Below are 17,104 nucleotides of genomic sequence, written 5' to 3'. Positions count from 1 at the left end.
GGGCCGAACCGGATGTCCGCACAGTGGACAACGTACGTTCGTACGAGGGACCGGCGGTGGTGCGGGGCTGACTCAGGCGGGCTGCGAGGCGGCCGCGATGCGCTCGGCGCGGAGCGCCTCGTACCAGCGGTCGTCGGTCGGCGGCAGCGCGTTCACGTCGAGGGCCAGCTTCAGGAGCAGGTCCGCGATCTGCGGGTTGCGGGCCATGACGGGGCCGTGCATGTACGTACCGAAGACGGTGTCGTTGTACGCGCCCTCGGTGCCGTCGCCGGTTCCGTTGCCGTTGCCGTAGACGGTCCGGGCGAACGGCCGGGCCGTCGGGCCGAGATGGGTGATGCCCTGGTGGTTCTCGAAGCCCGTCAGCTGGGGGAGGCCCAGCTGCGGGTCGATGTCCGCGAGGACGTCGCCGACGCAGCGCTCGCCCTCGCCACGGGTCGAGATCACGTCGATGAGACCGAGGCCGGCCTCGCGCTCGCCGAGGTCGTTGATGAACTCGTGGCCCAGGATCTGGTAGCCGGCGCAGACCGAGAAGATGATCGCGCCGTTGGAGGCGGCCCGGCTCAGGCCGCCGTCCCGCCGCAGCCGTTCGGCCGCGAGCCGCTGCGGACGGTCCTCGCCGCCGCCGATCAGATAGATGTCGCCGGAGGTCGGGATCGGCTGGTCGCTGCGGACGTCGACGCGCTCGACGCTGAGGCGGCGCTGCTCGGCGCGGCGCTGCACGACCAGGACGTTGCCCTGGTCGCCGTAGGTGCTGAGCAGGTCCGGGTAGACCCAGACCAGGCGCAGGCTGCTGTCACTCATGCTGCATGTCCTCTACGGGTCAGTTGCCGACGCGGCGGCGGACGTCCTGGAAGGCGGTGTAGTTGGCGATCAGCTCGATCTGGCCGGGCGGGGCCATCGAGACGGCCTCGTCCAGCGTCTCGCAGACGCGGAAGTCCACACCCGCGACCTCCAGGCGGACCGCGAGGTCCAGCCGGCGGTCGCCGATCACCATGATCGGGTGGCCGGCGAGCCGGCCGTAGTCCACGTCCCACAGCCAGGAGGTGTCCGTGCCGTCGGCGCCCCGCGCGTTCACGGAGAGGATCACCGGGGCGGGCGGCCCGTCGATGAGGGAGAAGGTCTCGAGCCAGCCGGCCGGGTTCTTCGCGAGCAGCAGGCGCAGGTCGCGGTTCTGGAAGGAGACCACGTCGTAGCGGCCCGCGACGGCCTGCACCTGGTACATGCGCTCCAGGGCCACCTGCGGCGGCACTCCGAAGACGGCGGCGACGGCGGCCGAGGTGGCGGCGTTCGCCTTGTTGGCGCGGCCGGGCAGCTGGAGCCGGATCGGCCAGGCCGAACCGTGCGGGTCGAGCACGTGGTCGCCGCTGAGCGCCCAGCTCGGGGCGGGACGGCGGAAGCCGCACTCGCCGCAGAACCAGTCGTCGCCCGGACGCTGCATCACACCGCCGCAGGCGGGGCAGGACCAGGCGTCGTCCTTCCACTCCTGGCCGGCGGCGACCCACACCACGTTGGGGGAGGAGGAGGCGGCCCACACGATGAGCGGGTCGTCGGCGTTGGCCACGACCACGGCCTTGGTGCCGTTGAGGCCCTCGCGCCACTTCTCGGCGAGCATCCGGGTCTCCGCGGCGCGGTCGAGCTGGTCGCGGGAGAGGTTGAGCAGCGCGATGACCTTGGGCGTGGTGTCACGGGCGACGCCGGCGAGGTACTTCTCGTCGACCTCGATCACGCCGTACTTGGAGTCCGTGCCGCCGGCCAGCGCCGAGGTGATCCCGGCGGGCATGTTGGCGCCGAGCGCGTTCGAGACGACGGGGCCGGCGGCGCGCAGGGCCTCCGCGATCAGCCGGGTCGTCGTCGTCTTGCCGTTCGTCGCCGACACCAGGACGACGTCCAGATGCTGTGCGAGCCGGCCCAGGAGGTCGGGGTCGAGCTTCAGCGCCACCTTGCCGCCGATCACGGATCCGCTGCCGCGCCCCGCCGCACGCGACACCGCGGCCGCGGCCCTGCCCGCCGTCACGGCCAGCTTGGCGCGCGGCGACAGCGGCTCTGGATTACCGGGGTGTCCTGACATCTCTCTTGTTCCTCCTTGCGTCGGTCCGGGCTCAGCCTATCGAGATCCGGCCAGCAGCCCGAACAGCGGCACCGCCGAGCGGCCGCGGGAAACAGCCAGGTCACGGCGGACCGTACCCTTACGGCCATGCGAAACCGCCCCATCCCCGGCAGTTCCGGCCTCGTCCGAGCGATGACTCTGCTCGGCGACCCCGTGCTGCACAGTCCCTGCGAGCCCGTCACCGACTTCGGCCCCGAACTGGTCCGGCTCGTCGAGGACATGTTCGCCACGATGTACGCGGCGAACGGCGTGGGTCTGGCGGCGAACCAGGTCGGCGTGGGCCTGCGGGTCTTCGTCTACGACTGCCCGGACGACGAGGAGACCCGCCATCTGGGCCATGTGGTGAACCCGCGCCTGGTGGCGGCGGACGGCGACGTGGTGCGCGGCCCGGAGGGCTGTCTGTCGCTGCCGGGCCTGGAGGCCCCGACGCCCCGTCACGACCGGGCGGTGGTGGAGGGCGTCCGCGTGGACGGCACGCCGATACGGATCGAGGGCACCGGATTCTTCGCCCGCTGCCTCCAGCACGAGACCGACCACCTGGAGGGCGGGGTCTACGCGGACCACGTCACGGGGTGGCGGAAGTCACGTCTGCTCCGGGCGATCCGCAAGGAGCCGTGGGGGACGAAGGCGTCGGTACTGGAGGGCTGAGCGGCCGGGCTCCGACGGCCGGGCTCCGTGCTCGGGCCCCGGCCCCGGGGTCAGAAGCCCGGTCCGCCCGGCAGGTCGTCCGCCGCGGCCAGCCGGCCCCAGAGGAGGTCCGCCAGGCTGCGGACGAGTTCCGCGCGGGAGCAGGGGCGCTCGCCGAGCCACCAGTCGCCGGCCGCGTGCATCATGCCGACGATCCCGTGCCCCCAGATCCGGGCCTGGACCTCGGCGCCGGGGCCCAGGTCGACGCGCTCGGCGATGACCTGGCCGAGCTCCTCGCCCATGCGGCGCAGCAGCGGGGCGGAGTGCCGGCCGACGTCGAAGCCCTGCTCGGTCTGGTGCGGCTCCTCCGCGGGGTGCATGAGGAAGCGGTAGACCTGGGGCATCGCCTCGATCGAGGTGAGGTAGGTGTCGAGGGTGGCCTCGACGCGGCGGCGGCGGTCGGGGGCGGGCGCGTCCAGGGCGGACCGCAGTGCGGCCAGGAGGGCGTCCGTGTGCCGGATGGCGAGGGCGCGGTACAGGCCGCCCTTGTCGCCGAAGTGGCGGTAGAGGATCGGCTTGGTGATGCCCGCCTCGGCCGCGATCGCGTTCATGGAGGCCTTGGGGCCGTCCCGGAGCACCACCCGGTCCGCCGCCTCCAGCAGTTCGCGCCGCCGCTGCTCGGCGGGCGTCTGCCGGTCGGTGGTCCGGTGTGCGATGTCCATCAGCGTGTCTCCCCGCCCGTGCGTTTCCGTGAGGCTTCGCAACGTAACACCCGGTCGCCGTCCGGTGCCGGTCGGGCCGAACCGTCCCACCGCAGGTTGACAGCCTCTACCCACCGGTAACAGACTGGTGTTACCGGAAGTAACGTACTGCTGGGAGGGAAAGTATGGGCGAGTTCACGCTCGAACTCAACGAGGACCAGAAGCAGGTCCGCGACTGGCTGCACGGCTTCGCCGCCGATGTCATGCGGCCCGCGGCCGCCGAATGGGACGAGCGTGAGGAGACCCCCTGGCCGATCATCCAGGAAGCGGCCAAGCTCGGCATCTATTCCCTCGACTTCTACGCCCAGCAGTTCTTCGACCCGACCGGCCTCGGCATCCCGATGGCGATGGAGGAGCTGTTCTGGGGGGACGCGGGCATCGCGCTCTCCATCGTCGGCACCGGCCTCGCCGCCGTGGGCGTCCTCGCCAACGGCACCGAGGAGCAGATAGGCACCTGGATCCCGCAGATGTACGGCGACGCCGACGACGTCAAGGTCGCCGCCTTCTGCTCGTCCGAGCCCGACGCCGGATCGGACGTCGCCTCCATGCGCACCCGTGCCGTCTACGACGAGGCCAAGGACGAGTGGGTGCTCAACGGCACCAAGACCTGGGCGACCAACGGCGGCATCGCCAACGTCCACGTCGTCGTCGCGGTCGTCGACCCCGAACTCGGCTCCAAGGGGCACGCCTCCTTCATCGTCCCGCCGGGCACTCCGGGCCTCTCCCAGGGCCAGAAGTTCCAGAAGCACGGCATCCGCGCCTCCCACACCGCCGAGGTCGTCCTGGAGGACGTCCGTGTCCCCGGCGGCTGCCTCCTCGGCGGCAAGGAGAAGCTCGACGAGCGCCTCGCCCGCGCCCGGGAGAAGGCGAAGGCCGGGGGCGGCGAGCGCGTGAAGAACGCCGCCATGGCCACCTTCGAGGCCTCCCGCCCGGCGGTCGGCGCGATGGCCGTCGGCACCGCCCGCGCCGCGTACGAGGTCGCCCTCGACTACGCGAAGACCCGCGTCCAGTTCGGCCGCCCGATCATCGAGAACCAGGGCGTCGCCTTCCAGCTCGCCGACATGGCCACCCAGATCGACGCGGCCCGGCTCCTCGTCTGGCGCGCCTCCTGGATGGCGACGGCGGGCAAGCCCTTCACCTCGGCCGAGGGCTCGATGTCGAAGCTCTACGCGAGCGAGGTCGCCAAGAAGGTCACCGCCCAGGCCATCCAGATCCTCGGCGGCAACGGCTACACCCGCGAGTACCCGGTGGAGCGGATGCACCGCGACGCGGCCATCTACACGATCTTCGAGGGCACCAGCGAGATCCAGCGGATGGTCATCAGCCGCGCCCTGGCGAAGTGACCCGAGCCGCCTGACCCCGCCGGATCGCCCACGCGATCCGGCGGCGTCGCGGCACCCCGGCCCGCGCCCGGAACCCGTCCCGGCGCGGTGACCGGGGTCACACCCGGCCCCTGTCAGGAACCGGGGCGCCGTCTCGTTCAAGGCACACGCGAACGAGACAGGAGCAACGCCATGAAGCACCGCATCGTCGTCCTCGGCGCCGGCTACGCCGGGGCCTTCGCCGCCGGGAACCTCGCCCGGCGGCTCTCGCCCGCCGACACCGAGATCACCGTGGTCAACGCCGTGCCCGAGTTCGTCGAGCGGATGCGGCTCCACCAGCTCGCGAGCGGCCAGGACCTCGCGGTCCGCACGCTCGACGAGGTGTTCGCGGGCACCGGGGTGCGGCTGCGCCTCGGACGGGTCACGGGCATCGACCCTGAGCGCCGTACCGTCGCCGTGGAGGGCGGCGAGGGCGCCCGCGAGCTGCCGTACGACACGCTGCTCCACGCGCTCGGCAGCTCCGTCGCCGACCACGGCGTCCCGGGCGTGGCCGAGCACGCCTTCGACGTGACCGGCCGGGACTCGGCGCTGCGGCTGCGCGAGCGCCTGGCGGACCTGAGCGCGGGCGGGACCGTGCTCGTCGTAGGTGAGGGGCTGACCGGCATCGAGACCGCCACCGAGTTCGCCGAGTCCCGGCCCGATCTCACGGTGGCGCTCGCCGCCCGCGGTGAACCGGGCGCCTGGCTCTCCCCGAAGGCCCGCCGCCACCTCCGCCGGGCGTTCGACCGGCTCGGCGTCACCGTCCACGAGCACACCGACATCACCGCCGTCGAGCCGGCGCGGGCACTCACGGCCGACGGCACCTCCCTCCCGGCCGACGTGACCGTGTGGTCCGCCGGTTTCGCCGTGCACCCCCTCGCGGCCGCCGCCGGACTGGAGGTCTCCGCGACCGGCCGGATCGTCGTCGACGGGAGCATGCGCTCGGTCTCCCACCCGGACGTCTACGCCGCTGGTGACTGCGCCTACGCGATCGACGGCAAGGGACGGCCGCTGCCGATGTCCTGCGCCTCGGCCGGGCTCACCAACATGCGGGCCACCGCCGCGATCATCGCGCGTCTGACAGGCGGTGAGATCCCGGCCGTCGCGCTCACCCACCACGGCAACCACATCAGCCTCGGACGGCGGGACGCGATCTTCCAGATGGTCGACGGGGACGCCCGCTCGAAGTCCTGGTACCTGGGCGGCAGGCCCGCCGCGCGGCTCAAGTCGGCCGTGCTCAAGGGGGCCTCGTGGGGCATCGCGCACCCGACCTTCGGCATGCCGAAGCGCAGGCGCGGCCCGACCACGGCACCGGACCGGTCCGCCGAGCGCGTCGCCGTCTAGCCTGAGCCCCATGGACCTTGACACCGTCGAGCGGTTCGAGGCAGGCCGGGGACGGCTGGCGTCGCTCGCCTACCGACTGCTCGGCTCGGCAGCCGACGCCGAGGACGCCGTGCAGGACGCCTTCCTGCGCTGGCAGGCCGCGGACCGTGCGCGGATCGAGGTGCCGGAGGCCTGGCTGACCAAGGTCGTCACCCATCTCTGCCTCGACCGGCTCCGCTCGGCGCACGCCCGCCACGAGCGCGCGGCCGGGGCCTGGCTGCCCGAGCCGCTGCTCGACGGCGACCCGATGCTCGGCCCCGCCGCCACCTTCGAGCAGCGCGAATCGGTCTCCCTGGCCGTACTGACCCTCATGGAGCGCCTCTCGCCCGTCGAGCGCGCCGCCTATGTGCTGCGCGAGGCCTTCTCGTACCCCCATGCCGAGATTGCCGGGATCCTCGACATCACCGAGTCCGCCAGCCAGCAGCACGTCCACCGGGCCCGGGTCAGGATCGCCGCCGAGCGCCGCCGGGGCGAGGAGGTCGACCCCGCGTCCGCGCGCCGGGTCGTCGAGGAGTTCCTCGCCGCCGCGGCCTCGGGGCGTACCGAGCGGCTGGTGGCGCTGCTCACCGCCGACGTGACGGCGGTCTCGGACGGCGCCGGCCTCGCCCGGCGGCTGCTGCGGTACACGACGCCCGAGCGCGTCGCCTCGTACGTACGGGCCGGCTTCCGGCCCACGGCGGCGAAGCGGCGGCTGGCCGGGGGCTCACCCGCGTTCCACATCGTGCGGGTCAACGGCTCCCCGGCCGTCCTCGCCGTGGTCGGCGACCGGGTCGTGGGCGCCGTGGCGTTCGAGGTCGTCGGCGGCCGGGTCGCGTCCCTGTGCGGGATCGCCGCCGCGGGCCGGCTCGCGCGACTCGGCGAGGCCTGGCGGCGCTGCGGGCCCGACGCGCCGCCGGCCGTTCACGCCTGGTGACCGGCGCCCCCCGCTCTCATACGAGGCAGAACTCGTTGCCCTCCGGGTCCTGGAGGACCACCGCGTAGTAGTCCATGCCGTTGGGCTCGTCCATCGCGTACAGGATCGTCGCGCCCAGGGCCGTCAGGCGGGCCACCTCGCCGTCGACCCGCTCCCGGCGCAGGGCCAGCGGGACGTCACGGCCGCCGCCGACCTTGAGGTCCAGATGGACGCGGTTCTTGACGGTCTTCGGCTCGGGCACCTGCTGGAACCAGACGCGCGGGCCCACGCCCTCGGGGTCCACGATGGATTCCGGCAGCTCTCCGGCACCGTCGGCCAGCTCGTCCTCGGGGACGCCGATCGCCTCCCAGTACGCCCGCCAGGTGGCGTGGCCCGCGGGCGGCGGATCGGGGATGTACCGCAGGGCCTCCAGCCAGAAGGGCACCAGCCGCTGCGGCTCGGCACAGTCGATGGTCAGTTGCAGGGTCATCTCGGGTCGCTCGGACGGTGCCGGCGGGACGGTTCGCTCCATCCTCCGAGCCTCGCAGACGGCACTGACAATCGCCCTGTTCGAGCCAACCGGCCAGATTCGGACCGCTGTTCGGACGGATCTACCCGTGAGTCACTTGCTGCGGGACAATCGCTGCGCATCCGCCGACCGAGGGGAACCGTCCATGACCGTCACCACCGGTACCGAAGCACCCGAACTCGCGGGACTGCCCCTGCTCGGTTCCCTGTTCGACCTCAAGAACGACTCCCTGGCGACCTTTCTGCGAGCCCGGCGCGAGCACGGCGACGTGGTCCGCATATCCGCCGGACCGCCCGGCATCCGCGCCACCGTGTACGGCGTCTTCTCCGCCGACGGCGCACAGCAGGTCCTCGCCGGCGAATCGGCCAACTTCCGCAAGGACAACGCCTTCTACCAGGAGGTACGCGAGTCCTTCGGCAACGGCCTGCTCACCAGCCAGGACGAGGACTACCTCCGTCAGCGCCGGCTCGTCCAGCCCCTCTTCACCCGCCGCCGCGTCGACGGCTACGCCTCGGCCGTCGCCACCGAGGTCGCCCACCTCGCCGGGGAGTGGCAGGACAGCGGCGCCGAATCCGTCGACGTCCTCCAGGAGATGGCCCGCCTCGCCCTGCGCGCCGTCGCCCGCATCCTCTTCGGCACCGACGTCGACGAAGCCGTCGAGATCGTCGAGAAGAGCTTCCCGGAACTCGGCGCCTACGTGCTGCGCCGGGGCTACTCCCCGCTCAACGTGCCCCGCGACTGGCCCACCCCCGGCAACCGCCGCGCGGCCGGAGTCCACCGGGCGCTGTACGAGGTCTGCGACCGCATCATCGCCGAACGCCGGGGCGCCGGCCGGGCCCCCGGCGACGGCGACGACCTCCTCACCCTGCTCGTGGAGGCGGAGAGCGCCGAGGACGGCAGCTTCGACGCGACCGAACTGCGCGAGCAGGTCCTCGTCTTCCTGCTCGCCGGGCACGAGACCACCGCCACCTCCCTCGGCTTCGCCCTCCACCTGCTCGCCCTCCACCCGGAGGAGCGCAAGCGGGCCCACGAGGAGGTCGACCGGGTGCTGGAAGGCAGGGACCCCGGCGCCGCAGACCTCGACGCGCTGCCGTACGTCACCCGGGTCCTCAAGGAGGCCATGCGGCTCTTCCCGGCCGCCCCGGTCATCGGGCGCCGCGCCGTCGCCGCCACCGAGGTCGGCGGCGTCACCATCCCGGCCGGCGCGGACGTGATCGTCGCTCCCTGGGTCACCCACCGCCACCCGGACTACTGGGAGGACGCGGAGCGCTTCGACCCGGACCGCTTCACCCCCGAGGCGGAGGCGGCCCGCCCCCGGTACGCCTGGTTCCCCTTCGGCGGCGGTCCGCGCGCCTGCATCGGCCAGCACTTCTCGATGCTGGAATCGGTGATCGCCCTCGCGATGCTCCTCCAGCGGTACGACTTCGAGGCGATCGACACCGAGGTGCCGGTCACGTCCGCGATCACCCTCCAGGCGGCCGGCCCGGCCCGCTGCCGCCTCCGTCCCCGTCGGGCGTAGGACCGCGGGCGGCCGCCCGGCGCGGGCTCAGTCCGCCCGTTTCCCGTTCTGGAGGTGCAGTGAGCGGAGGGCCGCTTCGAGCGCGAAGCGGTGGTCGGGGTCGAGCAGCCGGTCGCCGAAGTGGTTGTCCAGGTTCCGCAGGCGGTAGCGGACCGTCTGGGCGTGCACGCCCAGCATCTCGCCGACCTGTTCGGCGGGGGCGCGGGTCGAGATGTGGACGCGCAGCGTCTCGATCAGCCGCTCCCGCCGGGTGCCGGACAGACTGTCCAGCGGGGCCAGTTCGCGCCGGGTGAGATGGGCGACGAGTGCCGGGTCGGACAGCAGCCACAACGTTGTCAGGTGGTCCTCGCAGTGCACGACGGGGGCGTCCGGCACGATGCCGTCGTCGATGAGCTGGAGGACGCGCCGCGCCCAGCGGATGGAGTGCGCGGCCTGCGCGGCCGGCACGGTCGGGCCGATGGCGGCGGGGGTGCCGGCCAGGGCGGAGCCGAGCATCGCGAGGCGCTCGGAGGTGAGCGGGCCGGGGATGAGCAGGTGCGGCTCGGGGAGCGTGAGGTCGGCGAGGACGTCACGGTCGAGGGCCGCCTGGACGAGTTCGGCGACCGGGGGCCGGAGCGCCACCAGGGTGCATTCGGAGGGGAGCTGCCAGGAGGCCTCCTGGCACAGTTCGGCGATGGTGGCCCGGGGGAGCGGGGGGCCGGCGACGACGAGGTGGAGCAACTGTCTTCGCAGCGCCGCCACATCGGTCACCGCTCGGGCCTGGACCATCAGATAGCCCTCGCGGGAGAGGGACTCCAGTTCGTCGACGTAGGCGAAGAGGGCGTCGGCGAAGGCCAGGATCAGCGTGGGGGAGAGGTTGTACGTGCGGCCGATGCTCTTGGCCCGCCGTAACGCGATGCGCGCGCCGAGGCGGTACGCGCCCTGCAGGGTGTCGAGGTCCCGGCCCTCGTAGGCCTCCACCCGGCCGAACTTGCGCAGCAGTTCGTCCCGGAGCGCCGAGTTCCGCCCGGGGTCCGCGACCCGTTCCACGAACGCCGCGAGCGCCTGCTCCACGCCCAGCCGGATCGCGTCCGAGTGGGGTCCCTTGAAGAGGTGGGCGTACACGGGGTAGGCCCGCTGGACCTCCACGCCGATCTCCTTGATCAGGCCCGGGATCTCCGGTCTCATCAGGGCGGCGAACTCCCGGGGGAGTGGATCGAGCGGTTCACCGATGTGCGGTGTCTGTGTGGTTGCGGGCATGAACCGATCCCTTGCTCTGCTACGTGACCGGTGGGGGAGCGGCGGTGCGGCGCCCGACCTGGTGCGGAGGGCGCCGCCGTTGCCGTCGGTTACGTACCGACGTTGACTGCTGAAGCTAGGACAACTGCTGTGTGCTGTACACAACTTGAGCAGGAGTAGATCCGCCCGCAGGGCTCTGTGGAGTCGACTCGGCCGGTAATCGCCCCTGGGTGGCCGTTACTTGACGGCAGAGTGCCAGTTCTGAGCGAAGACCTTGCCGGCGTCGGGCGCGGCGACGCCGGGGGCGTAGAGACCGGTCAGGTAGGTCTGGGTGTTGTTGAGCGTGATGCTGTTCTTCCCGGCGGCGGCCGGCAGCCCGGTCTTGAGGTTGACCGCGCCGTTGACCAGGCCGAGCCCCAGGCCGCAGCCGCTGGCGCCGGGGACGGCGAAGGTCTTGTCGGTCTGGGTGGAGCCGAGGATGTTCAGGCGGCTGAGGTCGCCCTCCTCGTTCGGGGTGCCGTCGCCGTTGAAGCGCTCGACGGAGAAGTCGGGGGAGGTGAGGTTGCTCGGGCGCAGCATGATCGGGTTGGACGCCGTGCCGATGTAGCAGTTGCTGCCGAGGAACGGGTTCTGGAGGTGGATGCGGACCGGGATCCGCACGATCGGCATGTCGGTGAGGACGCCCGCGATCTGGTCGAACTGCGAGGGCGTGCCGACCGATTCCACGGTGGCCGTGATCTTGTTGAGGTTCGCGTCCGTCAGCTGCCGGCAGATGTCGGTGATGAACGGGATGTCGCTCGGACACATCAGCCCGAGCAGGCCGCCGGGGACGGTCGCGGAGTCGGCGATGAGCGAGCCGGCGGGCGGCCCGACGACCGTGTTGGTGCCGTCGGCGTTCTGGATCACGCCGATCTGGAGGTTCGTCCTCCCGGTGACCACGGTCGTGTTGCCGAGCTTGATGGAGCCGCTGGCGGACGAGGAGGACACGCACTGCGGCGCCTGGTCGAGGCCGTCGGCGGCGAGCATCGCGGGGGCGTCGACCGGGCAGCGGTCGAACGGGGCCCAGGAGCCGTTCAGCTGGGGAGAGGCCGCGGTCGCCGTGCCGACGGAGACGAAGGCGCCCAGCGCGGTGAGGGCGGAGAGGGTGGCGAGGCGGGTGCGGGAGGAGACGAGGGGCATGGCGGGTGCCTTCCGTTGGGAGGAGCGGAGAAGGGGGAGCGGTGGGTGCGCGGGCTCAGCGCTCGGGCTTGGGGACCACGTACGGCTGACGGTCCTCGGTGCACTGGCCCTCGGTGGGCACCTCGACGCCCACGGCGCAGGTCTGGCCCTGGGTCTGCTTGATGTAGTTGCCGGACCCGGAGATGGAGGCGGTGAGGAGCCGGTCGAGGTTCTCGCCGCCGGCGCCGCAGCCCTTGAAGGCGGGGATGTCCACCTCGCCCGTGAGCGGGCCGCCGCCGGTGAGGACGTATCCGGTGGCGTCGGTGCCGTTGATGAGCTGTCCCTTGCCGAGGAGGACCATGTGGTCCCCGGGGTACTTGGCGGGCTGGGGCTCGGGGGAGGTGATCGGCTTCGCCGTGCGGCAGGAGGGGCCGACGTCCAGCCGGGTGCCGTTGACCCGGACGTCGAGGACGCGCAGGACCAGGGGGACCCGGATGTAGGTCTCCGCGATGTTGTCGGGGAAGACGAGGAGGATGTCCGACTCGACGCTCATGGGGCCCGTCTGCTCCAGCACCATCGTCGCCGTGACCGGGGCGAAGCCGAAGGTCAGGAAGGTGGACTCGAAGGGCGGGGACTGTTGGCGCCCCTGGTAGGAGAGGCCGCCCACCGACTTCTGGACCAGGTGCAGGGTGCCGTCCGGGCGGAACTCGATCTCCGGTGTGCCCTGTTCGATCTGGACGCAGGAGAGCGGGATGAGCGAGGCGCCGTTCAGCTTCCGCACGTTGGAGTAGCCGGTGATGTACGCCGACAAGGACGTGGGGGTCGGCTTCTCGGTCACGCAGGGCGGCGCGACACGGCGGCCCGACGAGGTGCCGGGCGTGTTCGCGTCGGCGGCCTTCGCGCCGTCCTCCACCTGGGGTCCGGCCTGCGGGCCCTTCCCGGCCGGGCCGTCCGTCGTCCCGCCCGTACCGTCCTGGCCCTTCCCGCCCTCGGTCACCGGCGCCGTCGGGGCGTCCGGCCCGGGCACGGGGGACGAGGAGGAGGGCGGGACGGGGCCGGACGGCGAGGCGGGCGGCGTGCTCGGTTCTCCGCCGGGGACGCCGGTCCCGACCGGGACCGTGGCGAGCCGGGTGCGGTCCTGCGCGTCCTGGCCGGGGACGCAGCCGACGGAGAGCGCGGCGGGAGTGGTGGCCGCGCCGTCGGCGGTGCTCGGCGCGAGGTCCACGGCCAGGCCCCCGGCGGTGAGGGCCAGGTCGCCCGCGGTGTCCGTCGTCAGGATCGGGACGTCGCCGGTCGTCGTGAGCGCGAGGGGTCCTTCGGCGGGGACGGCGAGGGGCTCCGCCGTGCCGCGCCAGACGGCTTCCGTGGCCTGTCCGTTCTGGGCCGCGCCGACCGTGAGCTGTGTCTCCGCGCGGACGGTGGCGGCCTTCAGCGCGACGAGGTCGGCCACGGCCGCGGCCGGGAGCTCCAGCGTCGTGGTCACGTCGGTGGGCCGGATCTCCTCGCCGACGGCGGCCCGTTCGGGGAGGGTGGCCCTGATCCGCACCGTCGCGGGCTGCGGGCCGGAGGGCAGGGTGCAGAGATACGGGATCTCGGCGTCGACCTCGTGCGAGCCCAGGGCCACGGCCGCCGCGGGGAGAAGGGGGGCGAGTGCCACGAGTGCGGCGATCGCCGCGCCGCGCGCGGGGGCGCGGGAAGTGCGCAGGGCGGCTCGCTGGCCTCTCATCTGGTGCTCCGCTCGGATCGTGCGCGCGCGGGCGCGAAAGGGGTGAGGACGGTCGGGGTGCGGACAGCCCGCGTCCTTACGGGTTGGAGCCGACGATCGTCGGGATGGTGGTGGTGCCCGACACCTTGGCGAGGTAGGAGCCGGTGAAGAGCGGCTTCGCGCCGACCGGGACGGCGGAGCCGCAGTTGGTCGACGAGACGACGTTCAGCTCGCCCGAGGTGCTGGCGACGGTGAGCTTGCCGGTCGAGTTGGTGTACGTGCTGGAGGCCTTGCCCGTCACGCGGAAGACGCAGGCGCCGACGGTCACCGTGGCGTCGACGTTGCCGATGTAGCCCTTGGTGACGCCGGTGGCGGCGGTGTAGTCCTGCGCCACGATCGTCCAGGGGGTGGTCGGGACGGTGGTCACGTTGCCCAGGACGCTGGTGCAGGGCGTGCCGCTGACGCCGAAGGCGATGGAGCTGATGGATCCGACCGTCGCCGGGTTGCCGGTGGCGCTCTGCATCGTGCCCGAGGCGTTCGACTTCGTACACGTCATGGCGATGCCGTTGACGCTCAGGACGATGTTCCCGCTGTTGGTCGCGGTGAAGCTGGCCGGGCTGGGGTTGACCGTCCAGACCGTGGAGGCCACCGCGGAGGCGGGGCTGACGGCGAGGACGAACGCGGCCGAGGCGGCTCCGGCGACGACGGCGAGGTTTCTGATCGGCTTCTTCATGGCTCTGGGACGCTCCTTGGGGATTGACCGGCAGAGATGGCCGCGGTGGGGGTGGAGAGCGGCCGGCGGCCCAGCGATTCTCGGCCGCGAAACCAGACGTTACTTGCGGGAAACTTAGCTGAACAATGGCAGAGCCCATGATTCTTTGAAGAGGTCGCATTGCCTGTCAAGTGGGTGAGCGATGGCGAGAATCCCCTTGGTTCCAAGGTGCGTAATGTCGACAATTATGATCGATCAACCGGGAGCATGGATGGCCAATCGGCCCCCTCCCGCGAAAAGTCGGAATCCGGTATTGCCGAGGAAGGTTACTCGGCCGTAGCGTTCCCCGGGCCGACGCTGAGTCGCAGGTCGGCGCGGCACTCTGTCTCCGTGGAGACAAAAGTCGAATCCGACTTTGTCTCCACGGTGACAAATGCCGGAGCGGATCAAGGATTTTGCGCCACACCTATTGTCCGGGTGATCCGTTCCGGCTTAACGTGCGCCCGCGGCGCACACCCGACACACGCTTGCTGGAGGTGGTATGGGAATCGAAGTAGTCGTTGAGGGTCTGACCATGTCCTTTGGCAAGCAGAACATCTGGCAGGACGTGACGCTGACATTGCCGGCCGGAGAGGTGAGCGTCATGCTCGGCCCTTCCGGAACCGGTAAGACGGTCTTCCTGAAATCGCTCATCGGGCTGCTGAAGCCGCAGCAGGGCCGTGTCCTCATCAACGGGGTCGACATGGTCAGCAGCCCCGAACGGGACATCTACGAGACCCGGAAGCTCTTCGGCCTCATGTTCCAGGACGGGGCCCTCTTCGGCTCCATGACGCTGTTCGACAACATCGCCTTCCCGCTGCGCGAGCACACCCGCAAGCGGGAGTCCGAGATCCGCCGCATCGTGATGGAGCGGATCGATCTCGTCGGCCTCCTGGGCGCGGAGGGCAAGCTGCCCGGCGAGATCAGCGGAGGCATGCGCAAGCGCGCCGGACTGGCCCGCGCGCTCGTCCTCGACCCGCAGATCGTCCTCTGCGACGAGCCGGACTCCGGGCTCGACCCGGTCCGCACCGCGTACCTCTCCCAGCTGCTCATCGACCTCAACGCGCGGATCGACGCGACGATGCTGATCGTCACCCACAACCTCGACATCGCCGCCACCGTCCCCGACAACATGGGGATGTTCTTCCGGCGCAACCTCGTCACCTTCGGACCGCGCGAAGTCCTCCTCACCAGCGACGAACCGGTCGTCACCCAGTTCCTCGCCGGCCGCCGCGAAGGCCCCATCGGCATGTCCGAGGAGAAGGACGCCGCCCTGCTCGCCGCCGAGCTGGACAACCCCGCCGCCCGGCCGGTGGCGCCCCGCGTGATCGTCCCGCAGCTGGAACCCTCGCCCGGCCTCCCGCCGCGCGCGGCGGTCGGCCGCCGCAGGGAGCGCGTCCTCGGCATGCTCGACCGGCTCCCGCCGGCCGCCCAGGCCGCCATCCGCGACACCTACGCCAAGGACGACGCGGCGTACACCCTGCCCAAGCGGGAGCGGATCACAGGGAGCGGCTCGTGATCACCGGTGGGCTGCGGCAGACCGGCCGCCTCTTCGCCCTCGCCGCCGAGGTGACCCGGGCCGTCTTCCGCCGGCCCTTCCAGTTCCGGGAGTTCGCCGAACAGTTCTGGTTCGTCGCGAGCGTCACCATCCTCCCGGCCGCGCTCGTCTCCATCCCCTTCGGCGCCGTGATCGCGCTCCAGGTCGGCTCGCTCACCCAGCAGCTGGGCGCCCAGTCGTTTACCGGCGGTGCCAGCGTCCTCGCCGTCATCCAGCAGGCCAGCCCGCTCATCGTCGCCCTGCTGATCGCCGGCGCCGGCGGCTCCGCCATCTGCGCCGACCTCGGCTCCCGCAAGATCCGCGAGGAACTGGACGCGATGGAGGTCATGGGCGTCTCGCCCGTGCAGCGCCTCGTCGTCCCGCGCGTCCTGGCCACCATGGCGGTCGCCGTGCTCCTCAACGGCATGGTCTCCGTCGTCGGCACGCTCGGCGGCTACTTCTTCAACATCGTCCTGCAGGGCGGCACCCCCGGCGCGTACCTCGCCAGCTTCTCCGCCCTCGCCCAGCTGCCCGACCTCTACATCAGCGAACTCAAGGCCCTGATCTTCGGGTTCATCGCGGGCATCGTCGCCGCCTACCGCGGACTCAACCCCCGCGGCGGCCCCAAGGGGGTCGGCGACGCAGTGAACCAGTCCGTCGTCATCACCTTCATGCTGCTGTTCTTCGTGAACATGGTGCTGACGGGCATCTACCTGCAGATCGTCCCGCCGAAGGGAGGCTGAGGGCGATGGCCTCCCCGTTCGTCTGGCTCGACAGGTCCGGTGACCAGCTCCTCTTCTACGTCCGCGCCCTGCTCTGGATACCGCGGACCCTGCGCCGCTACCTCAAAGAGGTGCAACGGCTCCTCGCCGAGGTCGCCTTCGGCTCCGGCGGCCTCGGCGTCATCGGCGGAACCATCGGCGTGATGATCGCGATGACCCTGTTCACCGGAACCGTCGTCGGCCTCCAGGGCCACGCCGCCCTCGAACAGATCGGCACCGCCGCCTTCACCGGCTTCGTGTCCGCCTACTTCAACACCCGTGAGATCGCCCCGCTCGTCGCGGGCCTCGCCCTCTCCGCCACCGTCGGCGCCGGATTCACCGCCCAGCTCGGCGCCATGCGGATCAACGAGGAGGTCGACGCCCTCGAAGGCATGGGCATCCGCTCCATGCCGTACCTGGTCACCACCCGCATCATCGCGGGCGTCGTCGCCATCGTCCCGCTGTACGCGATCGGCCTCCTCTCCTCCTACCTGGCCTCCCGCTACGTGACGGTCCTCTTCAACGGCCAGTCCCAGGGGACGTACGACCACTACTTCAACCTCTTCCTCTCGCCGACGGACGTCCTCCTCTCGGTGCTCAAAGTGCTGATCTTCAGCGTGATGGTGATCATCGCCCACTGCTACTACGGCTTCCGTGCCTCCGGCGGCCCCGCCGGCGTCGGCATCGCCGTCGGCCGCTCCGTGCGCAACGCCATCGTGCTGATCAGCGTCACCGACTTCTTCCTGTCGCTGGCCCTCTGGGGCGCGACCACGACCGTGAAGGTGGCGGGGTGAG

Annotated in this window: 16 protein-coding genes; 8 read left to right on the top strand and 8 right to left on the bottom strand. The window is 71.7% G+C overall.

Translation table 11 applies throughout. From position 1 onward, the window contains the following. Positions 1-72 precede the first annotated feature (72 nt). Positions 73-801 (bottom strand): glutamine amidotransferase, encoded by a 729-nt coding sequence (locus ASD33_RS07085; RefSeq protein ID WP_056555152.1) that lies wholly within the window; start codon positions 799-801, stop codon positions 73-75. Between the two features lie 19 nt (positions 802-820). Further along, on the bottom strand, positions 821-2,068 hold the full coding sequence (locus ASD33_RS07080; RefSeq protein WP_056555148.1) for a MurT ligase domain-containing protein: 1,248 nt from the start codon (positions 2,066-2,068) through the stop codon (positions 821-823). Between the two features lie 126 nt (positions 2,069-2,194). On the opposite strand from ASD33_RS07080, the gene def reads away from it, so the two are divergent. After that, entirely contained in the window at positions 2,195-2,755 is a 561-nt protein-coding gene (gene def, locus ASD33_RS07075) for a peptide deformylase (RefSeq protein WP_056555145.1), read from the top strand. Between the two features lie 50 nt (positions 2,756-2,805). On the opposite strand, the gene ASD33_RS07070 is transcribed toward def, so the two are convergent. Further along, positions 2,806-3,456 (bottom strand): TetR family transcriptional regulator, encoded by a 651-nt coding sequence (locus ASD33_RS07070; protein WP_056555142.1) that lies wholly within the window; start codon positions 3,454-3,456, stop codon positions 2,806-2,808. A 164-nt stretch (positions 3,457-3,620) separates the two neighbouring features. Between ASD33_RS07070 and ASD33_RS07065 the strand changes: the two genes are divergently transcribed. The 3 genes from ASD33_RS07065 (at position 3,621) to ASD33_RS07055 (ending at position 7,152) form a co-directional block, all read left to right on the top strand. Further along, on the top strand, positions 3,621-4,838 hold the full coding sequence (locus ASD33_RS07065) for an acyl-CoA dehydrogenase family protein (RefSeq protein ID WP_056555137.1): 1,218 nt from the start codon (positions 3,621-3,623) through the stop codon (positions 4,836-4,838). 171 nt (positions 4,839-5,009) lie between these two features. After that, entirely contained in the window at positions 5,010-6,200 is a 1,191-nt protein-coding gene (locus ASD33_RS07060) for an FAD-dependent oxidoreductase (RefSeq protein WP_056555131.1), read from the top strand. 10 nt (positions 6,201-6,210) lie between these two features. Next, the gene (locus ASD33_RS07055) at positions 6,211-7,152 is read left to right on the top strand and encodes a sigma-70 family RNA polymerase sigma factor (RefSeq protein ID WP_056555129.1); all 942 of its coding nucleotides are present in this window, start codon (positions 6,211-6,213) and stop codon (positions 7,150-7,152) included. Positions 7,153-7,168: 16 nt separating this feature from the next. Here ASD33_RS07055 and ASD33_RS07050 read toward each other — a convergent pair whose 3' ends face one another. After that, complete coding sequence (locus tag ASD33_RS07050) at positions 7,169-7,663, bottom strand: VOC family protein (RefSeq protein ID WP_056555127.1); 495 nt, start codon at positions 7,661-7,663, stop codon at positions 7,169-7,171. A 142-nt stretch (positions 7,664-7,805) separates the two neighbouring features. Between ASD33_RS07050 and ASD33_RS07045 the strand changes: the two genes are divergently transcribed. Then, a complete protein-coding gene (locus tag ASD33_RS07045) occupies positions 7,806-9,179 on the top strand; it encodes a cytochrome P450 (protein ID WP_056555123.1) in 1,374 nt (457 codons plus the stop codon). Positions 9,180-9,206: 27 nt separating this feature from the next. On the opposite strand, the gene ASD33_RS07040 is transcribed toward ASD33_RS07045, so the two are convergent. From ASD33_RS07040 to ASD33_RS07025, 4 genes are all read right to left on the bottom strand, one after another. Then, positions 9,207-10,418 carry a helix-turn-helix domain-containing protein gene (locus tag ASD33_RS07040; RefSeq protein WP_056555113.1) on the bottom strand — a complete coding sequence of 404 codons (1,212 nt, stop codon included), beginning with the start codon at positions 10,416-10,418 and terminating at the stop codon, positions 9,207-9,209. A 216-nt stretch (positions 10,419-10,634) separates the two neighbouring features. Further along, entirely contained in the window at positions 10,635-11,576 is a 942-nt protein-coding gene (locus tag ASD33_RS07035; RefSeq protein WP_056555110.1) for a hypothetical protein, read from the bottom strand. Between the two features lie 55 nt (positions 11,577-11,631). After that, complete coding sequence (locus tag ASD33_RS07030) at positions 11,632-13,281, bottom strand: DUF6801 domain-containing protein (RefSeq protein ID WP_056555108.1); 1,650 nt, start codon at positions 13,279-13,281, stop codon at positions 11,632-11,634. 76 nt (positions 13,282-13,357) lie between these two features. After that, positions 13,358-13,993 carry a hypothetical protein gene (locus ASD33_RS07025; protein ID WP_056555105.1) on the bottom strand — a complete coding sequence of 212 codons (636 nt, stop codon included), beginning with the start codon at positions 13,991-13,993 and terminating at the stop codon, positions 13,358-13,360. Between the two features lie 520 nt (positions 13,994-14,513). Between ASD33_RS07025 and ASD33_RS07020 the strand changes: the two genes are divergently transcribed. Genes ASD33_RS07020 through ASD33_RS07010 form a run of 3 tightly spaced genes read left to right on the top strand, consistent with a single transcriptional unit; the run spans position 14,514 to position 17,103 of the window. Then, a complete protein-coding gene (locus tag ASD33_RS07020) occupies positions 14,514-15,530 on the top strand; it encodes an ATP-binding cassette domain-containing protein (protein WP_056555102.1) in 1,017 nt (338 codons plus the stop codon). After that, on the top strand, positions 15,527-16,291 hold the full coding sequence (locus tag ASD33_RS07015; protein ID WP_056555098.1) for an ABC transporter permease: 765 nt from the start codon (positions 15,527-15,529) through the stop codon (positions 16,289-16,291). Before ASD33_RS07020 ends, ASD33_RS07015 begins: the two co-directional genes overlap by 4 nt. A gap of 5 nt (positions 16,292-16,296) precedes the next feature. Continuing rightward, complete coding sequence (locus ASD33_RS07010; protein WP_056555096.1) at positions 16,297-17,103, top strand: ABC transporter permease; 807 nt, start codon at positions 16,297-16,299, stop codon at positions 17,101-17,103. Position 17,104: the final 1 nt, after the last annotated feature.

Origin of the sequence: Streptomyces sp. Root1304 (assembly GCF_001426405.1) — a bacterium.
Classification (GTDB): Bacteria; Actinomycetota; Actinomycetes; order Streptomycetales; family Streptomycetaceae; genus Streptomyces.
This window is presented reverse-complemented; position numbering and strand designations above follow the sequence as displayed.

Coding starts and splice junctions, on each gene's coding strand:
- ASD33_RS07085 (WP_056555152.1), bottom strand. CDS start 801: ATGAGTGACAGCAGCCTGCGCCTGGTCTGGGTCTACCCGGACCTGCTC.
- ASD33_RS07080 (WP_056555148.1), bottom strand. CDS start 2,068: ATGTCAGGACACCCCGGTAATCCAGAGCCGCTGTCGCCGCGCGCCAAG.
- def (WP_056555145.1), top strand. CDS start 2,195: ATGCGAAACCGCCCCATCCCCGGCAGTTCCGGCCTCGTCCGAGCGATG.
- ASD33_RS07070 (WP_056555142.1), bottom strand. CDS start 3,456: ATGGACATCGCACACCGGACCACCGACCGGCAGACGCCCGCCGAGCAG.
- ASD33_RS07065 (WP_056555137.1), top strand. CDS start 3,621: ATGGGCGAGTTCACGCTCGAACTCAACGAGGACCAGAAGCAGGTCCGC.
- ASD33_RS07060 (WP_056555131.1), top strand. CDS start 5,010: ATGAAGCACCGCATCGTCGTCCTCGGCGCCGGCTACGCCGGGGCCTTC.
- ASD33_RS07055 (WP_056555129.1), top strand. CDS start 6,211: ATGGACCTTGACACCGTCGAGCGGTTCGAGGCAGGCCGGGGACGGCTG.
- ASD33_RS07050 (WP_056555127.1), bottom strand. CDS start 7,663: ATGGAGCGAACCGTCCCGCCGGCACCGTCCGAGCGACCCGAGATGACC.
- ASD33_RS07045 (WP_056555123.1), top strand. CDS start 7,806: ATGACCGTCACCACCGGTACCGAAGCACCCGAACTCGCGGGACTGCCC.
- ASD33_RS07040 (WP_056555113.1), bottom strand. CDS start 10,418: ATGCCCGCAACCACACAGACACCGCACATCGGTGAACCGCTCGATCCA.
- ASD33_RS07035 (WP_056555110.1), bottom strand. CDS start 11,576: ATGCCCCTCGTCTCCTCCCGCACCCGCCTCGCCACCCTCTCCGCCCTC.
- ASD33_RS07030 (WP_056555108.1), bottom strand. CDS start 13,281: ATGAGAGGCCAGCGAGCCGCCCTGCGCACTTCCCGCGCCCCCGCGCGC.
- ASD33_RS07025 (WP_056555105.1), bottom strand. CDS start 13,993: ATGAAGAAGCCGATCAGAAACCTCGCCGTCGTCGCCGGAGCCGCCTCG.
- ASD33_RS07020 (WP_056555102.1), top strand. CDS start 14,514: ATGGGAATCGAAGTAGTCGTTGAGGGTCTGACCATGTCCTTTGGCAAG.
- ASD33_RS07010 (WP_056555096.1), top strand. CDS start 16,297: ATGGCCTCCCCGTTCGTCTGGCTCGACAGGTCCGGTGACCAGCTCCTC.